Here is a 21,672-nt window from a genome sequence, read left to right as displayed (position 1 = left end):
TCGCAATAACAGTTGATCTCCAAAAGGGGTGTGGCCACGATGACCGCCCGATTCCTCCGCGGCACGGCCGCCGCGACGCTCGCGGGGGCCACCGCCCTCACCGCGGCGGCCTGCACGAACCCCGGCTCCACCGCCGGGGCCTCCGGCGGACCCAGGGATTCCGCGGTCGTCGGCATCGCCTACGAGCCCGAGACCCTCAGCCCCCTCCTCGGTTACGGCAAGGACGGCAACTCCAAGATCTTCGACGGGCTCCTCGCCTTCGACGCCGACATGAAGCTGAAGCCGGCGCTCGCCACCGCACTGCCGCGCATCGCCGACGGAGGGCTCACCTACACGTACACCCTCCGCGACGGGGTCACCTTCAGCGACGGCGCCCCGTTCACGGCCCAGGACGTCGTCTTCACCTACCGGACGATCCTCGACCCGAAGACGAACAACGCCTCGCGCACCGAACTCGACGCCCTCAAGAGCGTCGAGGCGGTCGGCGACGACACCGTCGTCTTCCACCTCAAGTACCCCTACGCGCCCTTCGCCGAGCGCACCGTCCACGCCATCGCCCCCGAGCACGTCGCGGCGAAGCAGGACGTCAACACGGGCGCCTTCACCACCCGGCCGGTAGGCACCGGCCCGTACGTACTCACCGGCTGGTCCAAGGGCGAGAAGCTCAGTTTCACGGCCAACCCGACCTACTGGAACGGCGCGCCCGCGGTGAAGAAGTTCACCATGGCGATCATCAAGGACGACGACGTCCGTGCCACCCGGCTCCGCGCCGGCGACCTCGACGGCGCCGTCCTGCCGCCGAACCTCGCCGCCGGATTCAAGGGCGACAAGACCAAGAAGACCTGGCAGGCGAAGACCTACGACTACCGCACGGTCACCCTGCCCACCCACGACAAGGTCGCCGGCGACACCGGCATCCGCCGCGCCCTCGACATCGCCGTCGACCGGCAGACCATGGTCGACAAGATCCTCGTAGGAGCCGGGAAGCCCGCCTACGGGCCCGTCCCCACCGACAGCCCCTGGTTCGCGAAGGGCACCGAGCGCCGCCACGACCTCGCCGGCGCGCAGAAGATCCTCGACGAGGCCGGCTGGAAGCCCGGCCCCGACGGCATCCGCGTCAAGAACGGCGTCCGCGCCGCCTTCCCGCTCTGGTACCTCTCCGGCGACAAGCTCCGGCAGGACCACGCCCTCGCGTACGTCTCCGACGCCAAGAAGGCCGGCATCGACATCACCGCCCAGGCCGGCACCTGGGAGGTCATCGAGCCGCGGATGAAGACCGACGCCGTCCTCGCGGGCGGCGGCGCGCCCGGCGACCCCGACTTCGACCAGTACCTGCTCCTGAAGTCGAGCCTCGCCGGCGACGGCTTCAACAACATGGCCCGGTACGACAACAAGACCGTCGACCGCGCCCTCGACGAGGGCCGCCGCACGAACGACCTCGCCAAGCGCCGCGCCGCGTACGACACCGTCCAGCGCGAACTGGTGAAGAACCCCGGCTACACCTTCCTCACCCACATCGACCACCTCTACGTCGTCGACGACGCCTGGGACGGGCCGAGCACCCAGACCGAGCCGCACGACCACGGCCTGGCCTCCGGTCCCTGGTGGAACGTCGAGAACTGGAAGCCGAAGCCCGCCGGAGCGACGAAGAAGTGAAGCGCCGCCTCCCCTGGGGGCCCATGGCACGGATGACGGGACGACGCGCCCTGGCCGCCGTCCCCGTCCTCCTCGCCGTCACCTTCGCGGTGTTCGCCGTCGCCGAAGCCTCCCCGTTCGACCCCGTCAAGGCCTACGCCGGCACCGCCGGGCTCACCGCCTCGCAGGAGAACCTCGACCAGCTCCGCGCCAACCTCGGCGTCGACCGGCCCCTCCTCACCCGCTGGTGGGAGTGGCTCACCTCCGCCCTCACCGGCGACCTCGGCGACTCCGCCGTCATGCGCAGGCCCGTGGCCGAGGTCATCGGCGAGCGCCTCGGCTGGTCCGTCCTCCTCGCCGTCACCGCGTTCCTCGTGGCCATCGCCCTCGGCACCCTCCTCGGCGTCCTCGCCGGGCGCCGCCGCGGCGGCCTGATCGACCGGGCCGTCAGCTCCGTCGCGTACACCCTCGAAGCCGCCCCGGCCTTCTGGCTCGGCCTCCTCGCCATCTGGTTCTTCGCGCTCGAGCTCGGCGCGCTGCCCGCCGGCGGACTCACCGACACCGCGAGCGACACCGTCACCGCCGACCAGGTCGCCCGCCACCTCGTGCTGCCCGCGCTCGTCCTCGGCGTCTCCCAGCTGCCCTGGTTCTTCCTGTACGTCCGCCAGGGCGTCGGCGACGCCCTGGACGAGGACCCCGTACGCGGCGCGCGCGCCCGCGGCCTGCGCGAACGCACCGTCCTCACCGGCCACGCCCTCCGCTCCGGGATGCTGCCCATGCTCACCCTCATCGGCTCCCGCGTGCCCGAGCTGATCACCGGCGCCCTGCTCGTGGAGACCGTCTTCAGCTGGCCCGGCATCGCCGCCGCCACCGTCCAGGCCGCCACCTCCGTGGACTTCCCGCTGCTCGCCGCGCTCACGGTGCTGGCCACGGCCGCCGTACTCCTCGGGAACCTCCTCTCCGACCTCCTCTACGGACTCGCCGACCCGAGGGTGGGCTTCGATGGCTGACCCGCGCACCCACCGCCTGCGGCTCTGGAGCTCCGCCCTCGTCGTCGGCGTCGTCCTCCTCGCGGTCCTGGTCGTGCCGCCGCTCGTCCAGCTCGACGAACAGGCCGTCGACCTCTCGCGCAAGCTCCTCCCGCCGTCCTGGGAGCACCCCTTCGGCACCGACGACCTCGGCCGCGACCTGCTGCTGCGCTGCGTCTACGGCCTGCGGATCTCGCTGCTCGTCGGCCTCGTCGCCGCGCTCGTCGCCACGGTCGTCGGCACCGCCGTCGGCGCGGCCGCCGGGGCGCTCGGCGGCTGGACCGACCGCACCCTCATGCGGCTCGTCGACACCTTCTCCTCCGTGCCGCACCTGCTGCTCGGCATCTTCGTGGTCGCCCTCTTCCGGCCCGGCGTCTGGCCGGTGATCGCCTCCGTGGCCGTCACCCACTGGCTCTCCACCGCCCGGATCGTGCGCTCCGAGGTCCTCTCCCTGCGCACCAGGCCCTTCGTCGAAGCCGCGATCTCCGGCGGCGCCACACGGTGGCGCGTCGCCGTCCGCCACCTGCTCCCCGCCGTCCTGCCGCAAGCGGGCCTCGCGGCCGTCCTGATGGTCCCGCACGCCATGTGGCACGAGTCCGCGCTGTCCTTCCTCGGCCTCGGCCTCCCCAGCCACCAGGCGAGCCTGGGCAACCTCGTCCAGAACGCCCGCTCCTCGCTCCTCGCCGGATACGGCTGGCCCACCCTCTTCCCCGGCCTGCTGCTCATCGTCCCGACCCTCGCCCTCGCCGGCCTCGCCGGCGTCTGGCGCGACCGCCTCAACCCGCGCCGCCGATCGGAGCTCATGCTGTGACCGCCGAGAACGTGCTCCGCGCCCTCGACGCCGTCTCCGCCGGGCGGGCGGAGGACGCGGTCCTCAGCGTCCGTGACCTGAGCGTCCGGTTCCGGCTGCGTGGCGGGCGGACCGTCGAGGCCGTCAGCGACGCCGACTTCGACCTCGGCGCGGGGGAGTGCCTCGCCCTCGTCGGCGAGAGCGGGTGCGGCAAGTCCGTGCTGGCCTCCGCCCTCCTCGGGCTGCTCCCCGGCAACGCCGAGACGTCCGGTACGGCCCTGCTCGCGGACCCCGACGGGGCCGCCCAGACCGACCTGATCGCGGCCGACGAGAAGACCCTTGCCCGCACCGTGCGGGGCCGCCGCGTCGGGCTCGTACCGCAGAGCCCGGCCGCCCACCTCACCCCCGTCCGCACCGTACGGTCCCAGCTGGAGGAGACCGTCCGCGCGCTCACCGGCACCTCCCGCCGCGCCCGCCGCAAGGCCGCCGAGGACGCCGCCGAGCGGGCCGCCTTCCCGGCCGGGCACCTCGACCGGTACCCGCACGAGCTGTCCGGAGGACTCGCCCAGCGCGCCGCCACCGCCCTCGCCCTCATCGGTGACGCGCGGCTGCTGCTCGCCGACGAGCCGACCACCGGCCTCGACCGGGACCTCGTCGACCGCACCGTGGACGAACTGCGCCGCCACGCCGACGACGGCCGCGCCCTGCTCCTCATCACCCACGATCTGGCCGCCGCCGCGCGCATCGCCGACCGCGTCGCCGTCATGTACGCGGGCCGCATCGTCGAAATCGCCCCCGCCCACCGGTTCTTCGGCCCCGCCGGCCCCCGCCATCCCTACGCCCGGGGTCTGCTCGACGCGCTGCCCGACCGGGCGTTCACCCCGATCCCCGGCATGCCGCCGGAGCTCTCCGCCCTGCCGGAGGGCTGCGCGTTCGCCCCGCGCTGCCCGCTGGCCACCGAACTCTGCTCCAACCGGCCGGAGTTCACGGCCAACCTGGCCTGTCACCACCCGGAGCACCCCCGTGCTTGAACTCGACACCGTCACCGCCGGATACGACCGCCGCGCCCCCGTCTTCCGGGGCGCCTCGCTCACCGTCGCCCCCGGGGAGTCCGTCGGACTCCTCGGCCCGAGCGGCTGCGGCAAGTCCACCCTCGCCCGCGTCGCGGCCCTCCTCCACCGACCGGACGCGGGGCGGTTCGTCCTCGACGGCACCGAGGTCACGGCCTGGCGCCACCGTGCGCCGCGTGAACTCCGCACCGCCGTCGGCGTCGTGTTCCAGCAGCCCCGCACCGCCGCCGACCCCCGGCTCACCCTCGCCGACCTCCTCGTCGAACCGCTCCGGGCCACCGGCCGGCGAGCCGAGGCGGCGGCGCGTCTCGCCGAACTCGCCCCGGCCGTCGGCCTCACCCCCGACCTGCTCGGCCGCCGCGCGCACGAGGTCAGCGACGGCCAGCTCCAACGCGCCTGCCTGGGACGGGCCCTGGCCCTGCGCCCCCGCTGGCTGATCTGCGACGAGATGACCGCGATGCTCGACGCCTCCACCACGGCGGCCCTGGTCGCCGCCGTCGAGACCTACCGGGAGGAGACCGGCGCGGGCCTCCTCGCCGTCGGCCACGACCGGGTCCTGCTGCGGCGCTGGTGCGACCGCACGGTGGAGTGGAAGGACTGCCTGCCCGCCGAGGAGGGCCCGTGACGCGGGCGACCTGAACGGGCTCTGTCCGAGCGGTCGCTCGCCGATCAGGAGCCTGACGCGGTCCGCCGGCCGGGCATCGCCGGTCCTCGGCGGCCGGCACCGGCCGAATCTCACCCGTATGGCCGCCCCGCCATTCGCCCGGACGGACCGCGCATTCCGTCACACTGTCCGCCGAACGCCGCAATTCCGGTGCGGCGACGGAGGGACGTGAACGCGATGGCCGTTTCCATTTCTGTCGTGGTGCTGCTGCTGGTGCTGGCCGTGATCTTCCTGCGCAACGGGGGACTCAAGGTCACCCATGCGCTCGTCTGTGCCCTGCTGGGCTTCTTCCTCGCCGGCACCAGCATGGCGCCGACCATCCACAACGGGGTCGCCGCCACCGCCAATGTGGTCTCCAGCCTCAAACCGTGACCGCTGCCCTATCGTGAACTGCCTGTGAAACACGGGGCAGTTGCATGTACATCTCACGGACTCGGGCCTAGCGTCGGCCGCCGGCGCGACAGTTAGTCAGCAACCCGAGGAGCCGCATTGGCCACGCACCCGCCCCGAAGACGAGCCCGCGCGCTCACGCTGATCGCGCTCGCCGCCGCCGTCATGGCGGGGTCCGCCCCCGTCGCCCAGGCCCAGGAGATCCCGCTCGGCCTCGGCCACCGCCTCGTGGAGCACTACGAGGGCGCCCCCGCCACCGCACGGCCCGTGCCGGGCGAGGGCACCGCCCAGCACCCGTACCTCGCCCCGAACGGGCGCAGCGGCATGCACGCCGACGGCGCGGGCAGCGGCACCCACCCCTATCCGGGGCCGCTCGGCCGTGCCCCGCGCGTGGACAGCGAGAAGATCGCCCCCGTGGGCGGCGAGTGCGCCACCGTCACCTTCGACTCCGAGGGCCGGCTCGTCACCGTGTGCGGCACCTTCAGCGGCTTCCTGCTGAAGCTGCTCGACCCGCGCACGCTCGACACCCTCGCCGAGTACAAGCTGCCGCAGCGCTCGTCCACCGTCGAGGCCATCACCCGCCTCGACTTCGAGAAGATCTTCAAGGACACGTCCGGCGGCGCCTACTTCTACCTCGACGACCAGGACCGCGTCGTCCTCGCCGACCCGCGGCAGCACATCCAGCGCATCTCGCACCGTCAGAAGGCGGACCGGACGTGGGAGTTCGTCGTCGAGAACGACTGGGACCTCACCTCCCTCGTCCCGCACGACTGCGTCAGCTGGACCAACCTCTTCCCCAGCGGCGCCTGCGACCCCGTCACCTCCGTCATGCCGGACTGGGACGGCCGCATCTGGTGGGTCACCCGCCTCGGCCGCGTCGGCACCGTCGACCCGGCGACGGGCGCGCTGCGCGCGATCCGCCTGGACGGCGAGGAGATCCAGAACTCCTTCTCCGTCGCCGAGGACGGCGTGTCCCTCGTCACCGACCACGCCCTGTACAGCTTCGACGCCGACGCGGACGGCGTCCCGCGCGTCCGCTGGCGCGAGCCGTACGACCGGGGGACCGGCACCAAGCCCGGTTCGGTGAACCAGGGTTCGGGCACCACGCCCGACCTCTTCGGTCTCCATGACGAGTACGTCGCCATCACCGACAACGCCGACGACCGGATGAACGTCCTCGTCTACCGCCGGGGCGCCGACGTCCCCGCCGCCGAGCGCCTCGTCTGCAAGGTGCCGGTCTTCGGCCCGGGGGCTTCCACCACCGACAACTCCCTGATCAGCTGGGGCAACAGCCTCGTCGTCGAGAACAACTACGGCTACGAGAACCCGAGTACGCTCCTCCTCGGCCGCAGCGTGGTGGGCGGCGCGACCCGGATCGACGTACGCGCCGACGGCAGCGGCTGCGACACCGTCTGGGAGAGCGACGTCCGCTCGCCCTCGACCGTGCCCAAGCTCTCCACCGTCAACGGACTGCTCTACTTCTACGAGAAGCGCCCCCACGCGTGGGGCATCGACGCCTGGTACCTCACGGCCGTCGACTTCCGCACCGGCGGCCGGGTCTTCAGCCGCTTCACCGGCACCGGCCTCGCGTACGACAACAACTGGGCCCCGATCACCCTCGGCCCCGACGGCACCGCCTACGTCGGTGTCTTCAACGGCATCGTCGCGGTCCGCGACAGCGCCTGACCCGCACAGAGCCGCCCCGGGACCGCGGTCCCGGGGCGGCTCGCGGTCTCCCGTACCGGTCAGACCATCTCGGGCATCTCGCCGACGGTGGTCCGTACGTCGATCACGGCGAACGCGGCACCCTGCGGGTCCAGGATCGCCGCGAAGCGGCCGAACGGACTGTCCATCGGCCCGAACACCTTCCGCCCGTTGAGGCGTTCGGCCGCCTCGACCGCCTTGTCGCAGTTGTCGACGGCGAAGTACACCTGGATGTACGAGGGGATCTCCGGCGGGAAGTCCTCCGCCGTCATCACCATGCGCCCGAGCACCGGGTCGGCGCCGAGGTCGAAGACCCGGTAGTCCATGTCCTCGTCCTGCATCTTCTTCGAGTTGTAGCCGAAGACGGCGGTGTAGAAGGGGTCGGCCTTCGCCGGCTCCCGGGTGAAGACCTCGGCCCAGACGTAGGAGCCGCTCTCACCCTCCAGCTCGAAGCCCTCGTGCTGCCCCGCCTGCCAGATGCCGAACGCGGCGCCCGCCGGGTCCAGCGCGATGCACATCGACCCGAAGTCGCCGACCTGCATCGGCTCCATCAGGATGGTTCCGCCCGCGGCCTTGATCTTCTCCGCCGTGGCGGCGACATCGGGCGAGGCGAAGTACAGACACCAGGACGACTGCTCCTCACCGCCGTCCTGCCCCGGCATCGGCGGGACGACCGCCGCGACCGCCTTCCCGTTCCGGTACGCCTGCGTGTAGTTGCCGAATTCCGTGGAGGACTCGCCGAAGGTCCAGCCGAGCACGTCGCCGTAGAACGTCTTGGCAACCTCGACGTCCTTGAACATCGCGTCGGCCCAGACAGGCGTGCCCTCAGGTCGTACGGCCATGACGGTGACTCCCGTTTTCGATTCGATGAGGTGTTCCTGTGAGCCACGCTAGTCACGCTCGCCCCCGCCCGCTCGGTGACACGACGCGACCGTTCCGATTGCTGCGACCATCGGAGCCATGAGGACGCAGGGGGACCACACGATGCACCACGCGATGATCGAGGTACCGGCGGGCCGGGTCACGCTCTCGGACCGGCGCACGGAACGGAGCTGGGCGGTCGACGTCGGCCCGTTCGCCCTGGGCGCCGTCCCCGTCACCCAGGGACTGTACGAGCAGGTCATGGGCGGGAGGCCGAGCACCGCGCACGGCGACCGGCTGCCGGTCGAAGGGGTGTCCTGGGGAGACGCGGTCCGCTTCTGCGGTGCACTGTCCGTACGCGAGGGGCTCCGCCCCGCCTACCGCGTCCCGGCGGACGACGCGGACGCCGAGGCACCGGAATGGGACCGGACCGCCGACGGCTACCGCCTCCCCACCGAGGCCGAATGGGAACACGCCTGCCGCGCCGGAACCACGGAGCCGCGCTACGGCCCGCTCGACGAGATCGCCTGGCACCGCGGCAACTCCGGCGAACGCCTCCGCGAGGCCGGCGGCCGACGGCCCAACGACTGGGGCCTCCACGACATGCTCGGCAATGTCTGGGAGTGGTGCTGGGACGTGTACGACCCCGAGGTCTACGGCAGCTACCGGGTGCTGCGCGGCGGCGGCTGGTTCGACGAGCACTGGAGCTGCCGCGCCTCGGTCCGCCGCCGCAGCCACCCGACCCTGCGGATCGACGACGTGGGCTTCCGGCTCGCCCGCACCCTTCCCGGCTGAGCGAGCCGGAGCCGGTCAGGCCGGCAGCCGGCCGAGCGTGTAGCGGTGGAAGGGCCCGTCCGGCAGCGGCAGCTCCGGCCGCCACATCCGCAGCACCTGGGCGGACGGCAGGAACAGCGCCTCCGGCAGACGGCCGGGGTCCGTCCACTCCCAGCGCTCGATCGTGTCCGGCTCGGCCACGGCGGGCACGCCCCGGAAGCCACGCACCGCCGTCGCGGCGGTCATCCGGGTCATCCGGGCGGAGGTGATGGAGTCCAGGACCAGCCCGATGACCTCCACGTCCGCGGCGTCCGCGACGAGCGTCGTCTCCTCGGCCAGCTCGCGGACCGCCGCCTCCTCCACGGACTCGCCCGGCTCGACCTTCCCGCCCGGCAGCTCCCACACGCCGGAGCGATGCAAGCCGAGCAGCACCCGGCCCGCCTCGTCGGTCACCACGACCCCCGCGCCGAGCGAGGCCTGTGCGGGCGGCGGCTGGACATTGCGCTGGGCGGCTGCGGCCCCTTCTGCGGTACTCATGACACCCCTTCTACCAGCGGCGTTCCCCGCGCCACAACGGAGTCACGGAGCAGGCGGAGACGTATCCGTCAGGCCTGGGGTACGGGCGGGACCACCGCGACCGGGCAGTGCGCGTGGTGCAGCACGGCATGGGCGACGGAGCCGACCAGCAGTGAGCCGAACCGGTGCCGGTGGTGCCGGCCCACGACCAGCAGACCGGCGTCTCGCGAGCCCTCCACGAGGAGGCCCGCCGCGTCCGCAGGCACCACGGACGGGACCAGCTCGACCTTCGGCCACCGTGCGACGAAGGGCCGCAGCCGTTCCTCCTGCTCCCGCTCCGCCTCCCGTACGAACGTCTCCGCGTCGTCCGCGAGGGTCAGGGGCGGAGGCACCTGGAGCGCCGGGGCGGGGGCCACGACGAGGCTGGACGGCTGAGGCGGCAGCCGGAAGGCCGTCACGGCCTCCAGCGGTACGCCCCGGTGGTGCGCCGCCTCGAACGCGAAGGTCACCACCTCGTCCGGAGTCTCCTCCGGGTGCAGCCCGAGCAGTACCCGGCCCGCCTCCGCACCGCCCTCCAGGGCGGCCGCACGAGCCTCGTGCGGGACGACGACGAGCGGGCAGGGCGCCGTCGCGGCGAGCGTACGGCTGGTGGAGCCGAGCAGCAGACTGGCGAAGCCGCCGTGCCCGCGGGAGCCGGTCACCAGGAGCCGCGCGCCCCGGGCCGCCGCCGGCAGGGCGTCGGTCACGGAGCCGTCGAGCGACTCGTACCGTACGGGCATGTCGTGCCCGCGCTCCTCGACGACCGTCCGTACGGCCGCCATGACCGCGTCGGGCAGCTCGGGGGAGGGACCGAGAGAGGCGATACGGGCGGCGCCGAGCTGGAGGGCGTCGGAGCGCACATGGGCCACGACCAGCGGTGATCCCAGGTGATCGGCGACGCTCAGGGCCCATTCCAGGGCCCGGAGACTGTGCTCGGACCCGTCCACGCCGACGACGACCGGCGGCTCGGACGCGGTGTTCGTGTCACTCATGAGGGAATGACTCCCGCGGCCCGGCGTGCGCCACACCGGTCAGGGCCGGTCACGTCCGAGCCGGTGCGGAAACGGCGCCGGACCGGTCCGACGGCGAAGCCATCGGGACCGGTCCGGCGGTGAGACGATCAGGCGCCCTGCCGGCCTCGCGCGGCACGCTCCGCGTCGCGCTCCTTGATGCGGACGGTCTCCTTGCGGACCTCCGCCTGGGTGGCGCGCTCCTTCTGCAGCCACTCGGGGAGCTCCTGCCGGAGCTCCTCGATCTGCTCGGTGGTGAGCGGGTCGGTGATGCCACCGCGGGCGAGACCGGCGATGGAGATGCCGAGCCGCTGCGCGACCACGGGGCGGGGGTGCGGACCGTTCTTCCGGAGCTCCTGGAGCCAGGCCGGGGGATTGGCCTGGAGCTCGTTCAGCTCGGTGCGCGAGACGACACCCTCCTGGAACTCTGCGGGGGTGGCCTCGAGGTACACACCCAGCTTCTTCGCCGCGGTGGCGGGCTTCATCGTCTGGGTGCTCTGGTGCGACGTCATGGTGTCAAGGGTATCGAGCGTGCGGGCGAGTTCCGACCACGGCAGCTACCGGTAACCTGGCGGAGTGACAGGCTCGGACGCTTCCCCCGCGGATTCCCCCTCTTTCCCCTCCTCCTCCCCTTCCTCCTTCAGGCTCGCCTACGTGCCCGGAGTGACGCCCTCGAAGTGGGTGCGGGTCTGGAACGAGCGCCTGCCCGACGTACCCCTGACGCTGCTCGCCCTGACGCCCGCCGAGGCCTTCGGCGCCCTCCGGGAGGGAACGGCCGACGCCGGTCTGGTCCGGCTCCCCGTCGACCGCGACGACCTGAGCGCCATCCCGCTCTACACGGAGACGACGGTCGTCGTCATCCCCAAGGACCACCTGCTCGCGGCGGCGGAGGAGGTCACGGTCGAGGACCTCGCCGAGGAGCTCGTCCTGCACCCGCTCGACGACACCCTCGGCTGGGAGCAGCCGCCCGGCCTTCCGGCGAACGAGCGCCCCGCGACGACCGCCGACGCGATCGAGCTGGTCGCGGCGGGCGTCGGCGTGCTCGCCGTGCCGCAGTCGCTCGCCCGGCTGCACCACCGCAAGGACCTCACCTACCGGACGCTGACCGATGTCCCGCAGTCGCGGGTGGCTCTGTCGTGGCAGGCCGCGGACGAGGCGCCCGATCTGGTGGAGGAGTTCATCGGCATCGTGCGCGGCCGCACGGTGAACAGCACCCGGGGCCGCCGCGCGGAGGCCCAGAAGGGCCAGAAGCAGCCGAAGGACCAGAAGGAGCGGAAGTCCGGCGCCAAGCCCGGCCGGTCCGGGAAGCCCGGTGCCGGTTCGCGTACGGCGGGCAAGCCCGCGGCCCGCAAGCCCGGCGGCGCCGGGGGTTCGGGCCGGGGCCGCACCGGCGGGAAGCCCCGCAAGCGGTCCTGAGCCCCTCCTGCCCGTGGTCCCGGGCCGCCCCGTCCGTACGGCGGACGGGGCCCGCTCCGACGGGCGGGCGCTCGGCATACTGACCCCTCCTGATCATCGAGATCACACAGGAGGAGCTTTGGCCGCCAGTTTCAGGACCGTCGTCGAGGTGGGACCGGATCATCTCGCGCAGGCCCGGTCCATCGACCGGGTGTTCCAGGAGGCGATCGCGCCGGCGACCGTCAATTTCGACTTCGAGGCGATACGGGAGGCCGCCGCGGCCGTCCCGGACAGCACCGTGGTGAAGATGGTGCGGGGCTGGGGGCTCCAGGAGTACGCCCCCGTCCTGGTCATGGTCCTCTCCCTCAAGGAGGCCGTCCGGCAGGCGCTTCCGCCGGAGTGCGCGGAGGCCGGGTTCTGGGCCACCGTCGAGCGGGAGCTCGTCCAGGCCTTCACCGGCCTCGCCGCGCAGGAGGGGCAGCCCGGTCTCTCCTTCTACGAGGAGTCGGGGGAGCGGACCCGGTTCTACCGGGACCTGTTCTTCGCCCTGCAGGACGAGGAGACCGGGGAGCACATGTATGCCCTGGCCTTCTGCGTCGACGTGACCGTCGAGCTGCCGAAGGCGCGGGCCGTCGCCCTGGAGCTGACGGACATCGTGCCGTTCGCGGTCCGGCTCAACGCGATCGTGGTCCGACAGGCCCTGGACCTCGTGGCCTGACGTCCCACGGCGCGACGGATCGCCGGCCCGCCGTCCCGGGCCGGACCTTCGGACCCCTCAGCCCTTCGGACCTTCAGCCCCTTCGTACCTTCAGACCTTCAGGCGCCGGCGAGCGCCCCGCGCCGCCGCGACGAGCTCCGGCACCGTGGCGAGCTTGACCCGTGGGCGACCCGCGTCCTGCCCCTTCGCCCGCTCGGTCCGGTCGATGGCCGCGAGACCGCGCGCGTCGACGAGATGGCGGGTGCGCCTCCGCGCCAGCCGGCGGAACTCCTGTGCCGTGCCCGTCGGCTTCGGCAGCGCGCCGGCGACCGCGTCCGCGAGCAGCGTCCCGACGGTCTCCTCCGCACAGGCCCGGTTGGCCCCGATGCCGCCGGTGGGCCCGCGCTTGATCCAGCCGACGACGTAGCCGCCGGGCAGTCCGGCCACCCGCCCGGCCTCGTGCGGCACCGTGCCGGTCGCCTCGTCGAAGGGCAGCCCTGCCAGCGGGACCCCCCGGTAGCCGATCGCCCGGACGAGGAGACCCGCCTCGATCTCCGTACCGGACGGCGATCCGTCCTCCGTGACCCGGACCGCGCGGACGGCGTCGGTGCCGACGGCCTCGACCGGCGCGGAGTGGAAGCGCAGCACGATCCGGCGCCGGTCCGGCGCCGGGGGCCGCGACCAGTCCACCGTCTCCCGCGTCACGCCCCGCAGCAGCGCGGCCTTCTCCCCGTCCGCCGCCGCTTCCACGCTCGCGCCGGTGCGCGGGTCCCGGTCGTCGACGACCAGGTCCACGTCCGGGAGGTGCTTCAGGGCGAGCAGTTCGGAGCTCGTGTACGCCGCGTCCGCCGGGCCCCGGCGGCCGAGCAGCACCACCTCGCGCACGCGCGTGCCGCGCAGGGCGGCGAGGGCGTGGTCGGCGATGTCCGTACCGGCGAGGGCGTCGGGGTCCGTGACGAGGACCCGGGCGACGTCGAGCGCCACGTTGCCGTTGCCCACCACGACGACCCGCTCGGCGGTGAGCCGGACGGCGTCCGCGCCGGTCTCGGGGTGGGCGTTGTACCAGGAGACGACGGAGGTCGCCGAGACGCTGCCCGGCAGGTCCTCGCCGGGGATGCCGAGCCGCCGGTCGGAGGGTGCGCCCACCGCGTAGACCACCGCGTCGTGGTGTGCGGCGAGTTCCTCGACGGTGACCTCCTTGCCGATCTCCACACCCAGCCGCATCCGGACCCGGGGGTGGGTGTGGAAGCGGGCGAAGGTCTCTCCGGCCCCCTTGGTCGCCGGGTGGTCGGGCGCCACGCCGTACCGCAGGAGTCCGCCGGCCACCGGCAGCCGGTCGATCAGGGTGACCTCGGCGTTGGTGTGGAGGAGGAGGTCCTCGGCCGCGTACATGCCCGCGGGACCGGTGCCGACGACCGCGATCCGCAGCGGGGCGAAGTCGGAGGGCAGCGAGCGGGGGAACGAGGGCTCGCTCCACGGGTGGAAGTTGGGTGAGGCGAGGACCGGTCCGGGCGTCCGGTCCGCGTAGTACGCGGCGTTGACGGCCTCGTACTCCCGCAGCCGTCCGGTGAGCCGGTCCGCCGGGAAGATCGCGTCGACGGGGCAGGCGTCGGCGCAGGCCCCGCAGTCGATGCAGGCCCTGGGGTCGATGTACAGCATCTCCGTGGTGCCGAAGTCCGGCTCCTCGGGCGTCGGATGGATGCAGTTGACCGGGCAGACGGCGACGCAGGTGGCGTCGTTGCAGCAGGTCTGGGTGATCGCGTAGGTCATGTCGTCGGCTCTGCTCTGCTCGGCTCGGAGGGGTCAGACGAGGTGGGCGCGCTGGTAGAAGAAGAGCGCGGGCCGGGTCAGCATCCCGACGTCGGCCAGGAACTCCATCAGTCCGGAGCAACTGGCGCGCAGCTGTGCCTTGTAGTGCTCGTTGGCCGCCGCCTCGCGGCGGGCCCGCTCGGGGTCGAGTCCGGCCCGCACGTACACCTCGGGGTTCACCAGGCTGGTGATGATGTAGTAGGCGGCGATGGCGACGACGAGGGCCTGGAAGTGCCGGCGGGCCCTGCTCGCGCGGGCGAGGGCGCGGCGCGTCTCGTCCCGGGCGAACTTCATGTGCCGGGACTCCTCGACGACATGGATGTTGCTGATGGTGCGGACGAAGGGGACGACCCGCTCGTCGCGCATCCAGTCGCGCTGCATGACGTCGAGGACCTCCTCGGCGACGAGGATTCCGGCGTACGCGGCCTCGCCGAAGCCGACGGTCTTCATGAAGCGGCCGAGTTCGAGGACGGCCCGCCTGGGCCGGTAGGCGGGCGCGCCGAGCTTCTGGGATCCCCGGGCGAACATGATCGAGTGCCGGCACTCGTCGGCGATCTCGGTGAGGGCCCACTGGAACCTGGGGTCGGTGTGGTCCAGGAGGTAGATGTCGCGGAGCACCATCTGCTGGAGGATCATCTCGAACCAGATGCCGGTGCTGGCGACCGACGCGGTCTCCTGCCGGGTCAGCTCCTTGCGCTGCTCCTCGGTCAGCTCGTTCCAGTAGTCCGTGCCGTAGAGGGAGTTCCACTCGGGGCTCTGGCCGTGGAAGTCCTTGTCGAGGGGTGTGTCCCAGTCGACCTCGACGGCGGGGTCGTACGACAGCTTCGCGGCCGACCGGAGCAGCCGCTCGGCGACGTCCGACTCGGTGACGTCCCGGTCCTCGTGGTCCGGGCGAACGGTGCTGCTGGCCATGGTGCGGCTCCCTGGATCGCGCGATCGGCTGCTCGGGCACTTATTAGACGTAGCGTCTAGCAAGCTTGTTAGACGGAACGTATAGCAAGGCGGCCGGGCAGGCCTACCCCCCGGTACGGACTTTTTCCCGCGGGCATGCGGAACGGGGCCGGAACCCCGTGGGGTTCCGGCCCCGTCAAAGGACCGCGTGACGCCGTGACTTCAGCGTCAGAACGTCAGGTTCCAGGCGTCGATCCTGCCCGTGTCCTGGCTCGCGTTGTCGTTCACGCGGAGCTTCCAGACCCCGTTCGCGACCTCTGCAGAGGCGTTGACCGTGAACGTCTGGACGATGTTGTCCGTGCCGCTGCCGGTCCGGTTGTGGACCGTGTACACGGTGCCGTCCGGAGCCACCAGGTCGACCTTCAGGTCGCCGATGTAGGTGTGCTTGATGTCCACGCCCACCTTGAGCGTGGCCGGGGCGTTGCCCGTCACGCCGCTGACCGTGATCGGGCTCTCGACCGTCGCGTTGTCGGCGATCGTCACGTCGGTGAGGTTCTCGAAGTACGCGCCGGGCGGCGGGGTGGTGCCCCCGACGGCCTTCAGGGCGTCGACCGCGCCCTCACCGAAGAAGCCGTTCTTGGTCGTGGTGCCCTTGCAGCGGGTGTCCGAGGGGCACGCGCGGTCCGTGGCCTGGACGCCCAGCTGGTCCCGGATCTGCGCGGGGGTGAAGGTCGGGTTGGTGCTCGCGATCAGCGCCGCGACACCCGCCACGTGCGGGGAGGCCATCGAGGTGCCGCTCATGTTGCCGTACTTGCCACCCGGCAGCGTCGAGTACACCTGGGTGGAACCGTCGCCGCCCGGGGCGGCGATGTCGACGACGCCGTTGCCGAAGTTCGAGTACGAGGCCTTGGCGCCGCCGCTGGCCTGCGAGGCCACCGTCACGACGCCCGGAAGCTCCGTCGGGATGTCGATGCAGGCGTTGGTGATGGTGCGGGTGACCGGGGTCGAGTCGTTGGGGCTCTCGGAGTCGGTCGTCTTGTTCGCCAGGTCGTAGTTGGAGTTGCCGGCGGCGGCCACCTGGAGCGAACCCTTGCCCTCGGCGTACACCTGCGCCCGGCGGACACCCTCGATGATGGCGGCCTGGTCCAGGTTGTCCGGGCAGTTGAACTGCCACGGGTCCGTGTAGTAGCTGTTGTTGGTGACCTTGAAGCCGTGGTCACCGGCCCACATGAAGCCGCAGATCGTGTTCTCCGCGAAGAACAGGCTGCTGGTCGGCTCCGCGATGCGGACGGAGGAGATCTTCACGCCCGGCGCGACGCCGATGACGCCCTTGCCGTTCTTGGCGGCCGCGATCGTGCCCGCGACATGCGTGCCGTGGGTGCCGACGTCACGCCAGGCACCCGCGCGCGTGTCCGCCTTGCCGTAGGCGCAGGAGGCCGAGTCGGCGGCGTTGAAGTTGGGCGCGATGTCCTGGTGCTGGTCGTCGACGCCGGTGTCGAGGACGCCGACCTTCACCGTCGCCGAACCCGTGGTGACCGCCCAGGCCTGCTCGGCCTTGATCTGCGTCATGTCCCAGCGGTTCGACTCCGTGAGCGTGGTCGTCGACTGCGGCGGGTTGGCCGGGAGCGCCGGGTTGTAGGCGTCGGCGGGGACGTCCGAGGTGCGGGTCGCCCCGACCTGCTGGACACCGCTGACGGTGCGCATCGCCGAGGCGAACGACGCGGACGTCGAGTGCGCCACGATCACGCCGATCGCGTCATAGGCGGCGAAGACCGAACCGCCGTTGCTCGTGACCGCGCCGCTGACCGCCGAGGTGCCGCCGGGGGCCGTGATCACCAGGTACGCGCGGGTGCCCGCGGCCCAGGCGGCCGGAGCCGCTGCCGGTGTCGTCGTGCTCTGCGTCGCCCCCGCCGAACGGGCCGCGACGGGCTCCGTGTCGGTCGGTGCTGCCTGGGCGAATCCCGCGGGAGCGGCGAGCGCCACGGTCGTACCGAGCGCCGCGGCGGCCATGGCCGACGTTCTCAACCGGCTGGATATGAGGGAAAACAATGCGTCCTCCGATGACCCGGTGGCGCGGGTGGCGCCCGCCGGGCCCTGTGATGTGTGGGGTGGACGCAAGATCCCAGAGTCGCGAGGCGGAAGGAAGCGTTCAGTCCGAGAAGCCCGTTCGTGTTACGCACTGTTGACCGATCGGGGCGACTTACGAGACATGTGTCCATGTATAGTGGACAGCTGTCCAGGAAATTCGGGCAGCTGAACGCGGAGGAGACGACGGTGGAGACGACGGCGAACGTGCTGGTGGGCCTGGTGGCCGCCCTGCACGCGTACATCCTGGTTCTGGAGATGTTCCTGTGGGAGAAGAAGCCGGGGCGCGGACTTTCCGGCTTCGACGCGGACATGGCCCGCGCCACCGCGCCGCTCGCCGCGAACCAGGGCCTCTACAACGGCTTCCTCGCTGCCGGACTCGTCTGGGGCCTGATCGCCGACGACCCGACCGGCTTCCGGGTCCAGGTCTTCTTCCTCGGCTGCGTCGTCATCGCCGGTCTGTACGGCGGTCTCACCGCCAACCGCCGCATCCTGGTCGCCCAGGCGCTGCCGGGAGCGCTCGCCCTCGGCGCCGTCCTGCTGAGCCGGTGACCCGGCCGTGACCGCGACACCGGGAGACCCCCGCGCGGCCAGGACCCGGGCCAAGCTGCGCCGGGCCCTCCTCGACGAGTGCGCCGAGCGCCCGCTGGCCGACGTCACCATCGCCACGCTCGTACGCCGGGCCGGCGTCGGCCGCGCCACCTTCTACGTCCACTACAGCGACCTGGAGGCGCTCGCCGTCGACGCCTGCGCCGACGTGGTACGCGACGCGGTGGACGCCCTGCACGCCTGGCGCGGCACCCCCGACCCGGCGTCCCCACCGCCCGCACTGCTCGCCTTCCTCGCCGAACTCGCCCCGCACGCGGGCCTCTACCGCGCCCTGCTGCGGCCGGGCGGCGGCGGGCCGCTCGGCCTCGTGCTCCACGAGGACCTGAGGGCCCGCAGCCTCCACGAGCGCAGCCTGGCCGGGGCCCCCGAGCCGGAACTGATCGCCTCGGCCGTGGCCGCGACCTTCGCCGGTGTGCTCGCCGACTGGCTGCACGGCCTGGTGGTGGGCGATTCCGACCGGATCGCCCACCACGTCTGGCGCCTGCTCGTCACCCTGCATCGCACGCCGCTGGGGTGAACCGGGCTCGTTCACGCGTCCGGCTTTCGGCCCTACTTCAGGTACGGGCCCGCCGTGCCGATCCTGCCGGGGCCGTTCAGGACGTACACCCGCAGGTTGCCCTTGCCCGGCGCGCCGATCGCGAGCGTACCGTTGGAGACGGTCTTCACGTCGCCGGTGACCGCGTCGGTGTACGTGCCGTTCGGGATGCCCGTGTACGTGGCGCCGCCCGAGATCGTGACCAGGGCGAAGCTGTCCGTACTCCCGCTGGTGTAGCGGCGCTTGAACGCCATGCCGCCCGAGACGCCCTCCGTGGAGTACTGGCCCGTCTGGAGCGCGGGGATCGCCCGGCGGATCTGGTTGAGCCGCTGGACGTGCTTGACCAGGGGCTGTGCGAGCGTGGTGGCGACCGCTCCCGAGGCCGAGGAGACCTGGGAGAAGTCGGAGGCCGTGACGGAGCCGGCGACATGGTCGCCGAAGTACGCGCGGCCGGTCGTGGCCAGCGGGCAGGAGGGTCCGCAGTCGATCTTCTGTCCCTTCTGGAACTCGATCTCGGAGCCGTAGTACAGCGTCGGGATGCCGCGGAAGGTCCACATCAGGGACATGTTCTCGGCCCAGGCGTCGGTGCCGCCGGTGTACCGCTCGCTCGACTTGTTGGGGCCGTAGTCGTGGCTGTCGACATAGACGACGTTGTAGGTGGCGTCGTTGTAACTGTCGTCCGAGTCCTTGCCGTTGGAGAAGGCGTTCTGCGCGTCACCGAAGTTCATGTGCATGCGCATGTCGATGACGTTCATGCCCGAGAAGCGGCTGTGGTCGGGGGTGTGGTAGCTGTTCCCGTCGAGGAAGGCGTTGGTGGAGGTGGGCTGGCCGCCCGTGCCCTGCTGCTGCTCGTAGTCGTACATCTCCAGCGCGGCCTTCGTGTCGTCCGCGTCGTACTCCTTGCGCTCCTTCCAGGTGAAGAACTGCGCCGAGTGGTTCACCGAGCCGCGGTTCCACTTGTCGTTCACGAAGGCGGCGACCTCGCCGAAGACGAAGAAGTTCTTCGCGGCCTCGGCGCCGTGGCTCCGCGTCACCCGCTCCTGGATGGCGGGCAGGAAGCGGCGGTTCCAGGTGGTGCGCGGGATGTGCACGGCCGTGTCGACGCGGAAGCCGTCGACCCCCATGTCGATGTACTTGTTGTAGGCGCCGATCAGATGGTTCTGGACGGTCGGGTTCTCGGTGTTGAAGTCGGCCAGGTCCTCGTGCAGCCAGCACGAACGGGAGTCCTCGCCCTCCCAGTTGCCGATCCAGCACTGGTGGAACAACGCCTTCGGGAACATCCCGGACGTCGGGCTCGGCCACTGGCAGTTGTAGACCGTGTAGCCCTCGGCGCTCTTGCCGCCGGTGGGCTTGCCCCAGTTGAGGCAGGTGTTGCCGGCCGGCTCGGCCGTCGACCACAGGTCACCGTTGTAGTACGACTTGCCGGTCTTCGCGTCGATCGTCAGGCCGTCGTACTCGAAACCGGGCTGCTTCTCGTCGTAGTACCAGCTCCACTGGCTGTCCCGGACGCCGTACACGGTGGGTGTGAACAGGCCCTTGGCGCCCCAGCGCGAGGAGTGGTTGTAGACGACGTCCTGGTAGATCTTCATGCCCTTGGCGTGGGCGGCGTCGATCAGGTCCTGGTAGGAGGCGCCGGCCGACTCCAGGCGCGGGTCGACCTTGTAGAAGTCGTAGCCGTGGTACCCGTGGTAGTCGTAGTCGGATCGGTTGAGGACCACCGGGGTGACCCATATCGCCGAGAAGCCGAGGCCCTTGACGTAGTCCAGCTTCTGGACGAGGCCCTTGAAGTCGCCCCGGAACATGGGGTCGTCGTTGGCGGCGTTGCCCGACTTGACGTGCTGGCTGCCGCCGCGGTTGTTGGACGGGTCGCCGTCGTTGAAGCGGGCCGTGAGGACGAAGTAGATCGGGTCCTTGCGCGGGTCGGTGCCGAGCGGCTTCCCGGTGGCAGGGGCGGCCGGCTTGTCTCCGGTGGTGGCCGTCGCGGGCGCCGAGGCGGCGGAGACGTTGCCCGCCGCGTCCACGGCCTTCACCGTGTAGCTGTACGCGGTCCGTCCGGCGAGGCCCGTGTCGGAGAACACGGTCGAGCCGACATCGGTGACGACCGTCCCGCCGCTGCCGCCGACCCGCGTGACCTGGTACTTCGTCACGCCCTTGTTGTCGGTGGCGGGGTCCCAGGTCAGCAGGACCGAGATGCCGTCCGCGGCGGCGGTGACCTTCGTGGGGACGGTCGGGGCCTGGGTGTCGGGCACCTCGGCGGCGCACGGGTCGGCCGCGTTCGCCGTCACCGTGTTGTTCCGTACGGTGCTGACGCCCGTGCCGATCGGGTAGTCGGCGCCGCCGTTGTTGTCCCAGGTGCCGTTGCCGTTGTTGAAGGCGGCCTTGAGCGAGGCGGCCGTGCCGAGGTCGACCTCCCGCTTCCACCAGCCGGCGCAGGCGGACTGCATGCCGACGCCCGGGACCGTGGTCCAGGCGCCACCGGCCGGCTGGTAGTGGAGGTTGACGGTCGACCAGCCCAGCGCCTCGGTCGAGTAGTAGACGGTGGCCTTCGCGCCCGGCGTCGGGGTCGGTTCGGGCTCGGTTCCGGCGCAGGGGTCGGAGTGGGCGATCACCCCGTCCCTGACGGTGATGGCACCGGTGCCGAGGGCGTAGTTCCTGCCGCCGTTGTTGTCCCAGGTGCCGCTGCCGTTGTTGAAGGTCGCCTGGAGGCCGGTGGCCGTACCGAGGGTGACGGTCTTCTTCACCCAGTCCGTACAGGCGGCCTCCATGGCAACGCCGGGGACGGTGGTCCAGGTGCCGCCGTCCGGTGCCCAATGGAGGTTGTACCGCGCCCAGTTCCTGGTCTTCGTCCAGTAGAAGACCGTGGCGGTGTTCCCGGCGGTGGCCGCGACCGGCGCCGTACGCGGGTCGGGCTCCGATGTGGCGCCGCCGGACGGTGCGGTCACCAGGCCGAGGACGCCGGCGGCGACCGCCAGGGCGGCCAACGGCCTTAGGGGTAGCCGTCTGTGAGTGGGGGTCAGTCCGCGGGTGCGTGTCATCCGATTCTCCAGGCAGGGCCGCGCGTCACCGGGCAGAGCTCTGCCCCGGACAGGAGTCGAAGCCCTCTGGAAACGCTGTCGGAAACTTGCAGAAACATCTTGCGTGGCCGGAACGTATCGTCGTGCGACTGCCGC

20 protein-coding genes are annotated in these 21,672 nt (G+C 71.8%); 12 read left to right on the top strand and 8 right to left on the bottom strand.

The window, feature by feature from the left end:
- Nucleotides 1-39 precede the first annotated feature (39 nt).
- The 7 genes from IF00_RS0100835 to IF00_RS0100805 all read left to right on the top strand — a co-directional run bounded on the left by IF00_RS0100835 (nt 40) and on the right by IF00_RS0100805 (nt 7,263).
- Nucleotides 40-1,656 (top strand): ABC transporter substrate-binding protein, encoded by a 1,617-nt coding sequence (locus IF00_RS0100835; protein WP_030313044.1) that lies wholly within the window; start codon nt 40-42, stop codon nt 1,654-1,656.
- Complete coding sequence (locus IF00_RS0100830; RefSeq protein WP_030313043.1) at nt 1,653-2,645, top strand: ABC transporter permease; 993 nt, start codon at nt 1,653-1,655, stop codon at nt 2,643-2,645. Before IF00_RS0100835 ends, IF00_RS0100830 begins: the two co-directional genes overlap by 4 nt.
- Nucleotides 2,638-3,474, top strand: a complete 837-nt coding sequence (locus tag IF00_RS0100825) for an ABC transporter permease (protein ID WP_030313042.1) — start codon at nt 2,638-2,640, stop codon at nt 3,472-3,474. The genes IF00_RS0100830 and IF00_RS0100825 overlap by 8 nt, the downstream gene beginning before the upstream one ends.
- Nucleotides 3,471-4,484 carry an ABC transporter ATP-binding protein gene (locus tag IF00_RS0100820; RefSeq protein ID WP_209439717.1) on the top strand — a complete coding sequence of 338 codons (1,014 nt, stop codon included), beginning with the start codon at nt 3,471-3,473 and terminating at the stop codon, nt 4,482-4,484. The genes IF00_RS0100825 and IF00_RS0100820 overlap by 4 nt, the downstream gene beginning before the upstream one ends.
- Entirely contained in the window at nt 4,477-5,148 is a 672-nt protein-coding gene (locus IF00_RS0100815) for an ABC transporter ATP-binding protein (RefSeq protein ID WP_030313040.1), read from the top strand. Before IF00_RS0100820 ends, IF00_RS0100815 begins: the two co-directional genes overlap by 8 nt.
- 216 nt (nt 5,149-5,364) lie before the next feature.
- Entirely contained in the window at nt 5,365-5,559 is a 195-nt protein-coding gene (locus tag IF00_RS0100810) for a hypothetical protein (protein ID WP_015038168.1), read from the top strand.
- A gap of 183 nt (nt 5,560-5,742) precedes the next feature.
- A complete protein-coding gene (locus tag IF00_RS0100805) occupies nt 5,743-7,263 on the top strand; it encodes a hypothetical protein (RefSeq protein ID WP_051819664.1) in 1,521 nt (506 codons plus the stop codon).
- A 59-nt stretch (nt 7,264-7,322) separates the two neighbouring features.
- Here IF00_RS0100805 and IF00_RS0100800 read toward each other — a convergent pair whose 3' ends face one another.
- A complete protein-coding gene (locus IF00_RS0100800; RefSeq protein WP_030313038.1) occupies nt 7,323-8,123 on the bottom strand; it encodes a VOC family protein in 801 nt (266 codons plus the stop codon).
- Between the two features lie 118 nt (nt 8,124-8,241).
- On the opposite strand from IF00_RS0100800, the gene IF00_RS0100795 reads away from it, so the two are divergent.
- A complete protein-coding gene (locus IF00_RS0100795; RefSeq protein WP_063740615.1) occupies nt 8,242-8,937 on the top strand; it encodes a formylglycine-generating enzyme family protein in 696 nt (231 codons plus the stop codon).
- Between the two features lie 15 nt (nt 8,938-8,952).
- On the opposite strand, the gene IF00_RS0100790 is transcribed toward IF00_RS0100795, so the two are convergent.
- The 3 genes from IF00_RS0100790 to IF00_RS0100780 form a co-directional block, all read right to left on the bottom strand.
- A complete protein-coding gene (locus IF00_RS0100790) occupies nt 8,953-9,453 on the bottom strand; it encodes a nucleotide triphosphate diphosphatase NUDT15 (RefSeq protein WP_030313036.1) in 501 nt (166 codons plus the stop codon).
- 68 nt (nt 9,454-9,521) lie between these two features.
- Nucleotides 9,522-10,463 (bottom strand): universal stress protein, encoded by a 942-nt coding sequence (locus IF00_RS0100785; protein ID WP_030313035.1) that lies wholly within the window; start codon nt 10,461-10,463, stop codon nt 9,522-9,524.
- 128 nt (nt 10,464-10,591) lie between these two features.
- Nucleotides 10,592-10,993, bottom strand: coding sequence for a DUF5997 family protein (locus tag IF00_RS0100780; protein WP_030313034.1), 402 nt, complete (start codon nt 10,991-10,993; stop codon nt 10,592-10,594).
- 64 nt (nt 10,994-11,057) lie between these two features.
- Between IF00_RS0100780 and IF00_RS0100775 the strand changes: the two genes are divergently transcribed.
- Together IF00_RS0100775 and IF00_RS0100770 are read left to right on the top strand one after the other, a co-directional pair.
- Nucleotides 11,058-11,897 carry a LysR family substrate-binding domain-containing protein gene (locus tag IF00_RS0100775; RefSeq protein WP_078944481.1) on the top strand — a complete coding sequence of 280 codons (840 nt, stop codon included), beginning with the start codon at nt 11,058-11,060 and terminating at the stop codon, nt 11,895-11,897.
- 118 nt (nt 11,898-12,015) lie between these two features.
- Entirely contained in the window at nt 12,016-12,594 is a 579-nt protein-coding gene (locus tag IF00_RS0100770) for a type-2Aa cytolytic delta-endotoxin (RefSeq protein WP_030313032.1), read from the top strand.
- Between the two features lie 90 nt (nt 12,595-12,684).
- Here IF00_RS0100770 and IF00_RS0100765 read toward each other — a convergent pair whose 3' ends face one another.
- The 3 genes from IF00_RS0100765 to IF00_RS0100755 form a co-directional block, all read right to left on the bottom strand.
- Entirely contained in the window at nt 12,685-14,343 is a 1,659-nt protein-coding gene (locus tag IF00_RS0100765) for an FAD-dependent oxidoreductase (protein WP_030313031.1), read from the bottom strand.
- A 33-nt stretch (nt 14,344-14,376) separates the two neighbouring features.
- Nucleotides 14,377-15,294: an AurF N-oxygenase family protein gene (locus IF00_RS0100760; protein WP_030313030.1), complete on the bottom strand. Its 918-nt coding sequence runs from the start codon at nt 15,292-15,294 to the stop codon at nt 14,377-14,379.
- Between the two features lie 207 nt (nt 15,295-15,501).
- Nucleotides 15,502-17,283 carry a S8 family peptidase gene (locus tag IF00_RS0100755; protein ID WP_030313029.1) on the bottom strand — a complete coding sequence of 594 codons (1,782 nt, stop codon included), beginning with the start codon at nt 17,281-17,283 and terminating at the stop codon, nt 15,502-15,504.
- Between the two features lie 264 nt (nt 17,284-17,547).
- Here IF00_RS0100755 and IF00_RS0100750 point away from each other — a divergent pair, with 264 nt between their 5' ends.
- On the top strand, nt 17,548-17,910 hold the full coding sequence (locus IF00_RS0100750; RefSeq protein ID WP_030313028.1) for a DUF1304 domain-containing protein: 363 nt from the start codon (nt 17,548-17,550) through the stop codon (nt 17,908-17,910).
- 7 nt (nt 17,911-17,917) lie between these two features.
- Nucleotides 17,918-18,484 (top strand): TetR/AcrR family transcriptional regulator, encoded by a 567-nt coding sequence (locus IF00_RS0100745; RefSeq protein WP_030313027.1) that lies wholly within the window; start codon nt 17,918-17,920, stop codon nt 18,482-18,484.
- Nucleotides 18,485-18,516: 32 nt separating this feature from the next.
- Here the strand turns inward: IF00_RS0100745 and IF00_RS0100740 are convergent, their stop codons facing one another.
- Entirely contained in the window at nt 18,517-21,537 is a 3,021-nt protein-coding gene (locus tag IF00_RS0100740) for a carbohydrate binding domain-containing protein (protein ID WP_037637305.1), read from the bottom strand.
- Nucleotides 21,538-21,672 lie beyond the last annotated feature (135 nt).

The sequence above is a fragment of the Streptomyces flavochromogenes genome (genome assembly GCF_000717595.1).
Taxonomy (GTDB): domain Bacteria; phylum Actinomycetota; class Actinomycetes; order Streptomycetales; family Streptomycetaceae; genus Streptomyces; species Streptomyces flavochromogenes.
Note: the sequence above shows the minus strand (reverse complement) of the source record. Positions and strands in the feature narration are given on the sequence as shown.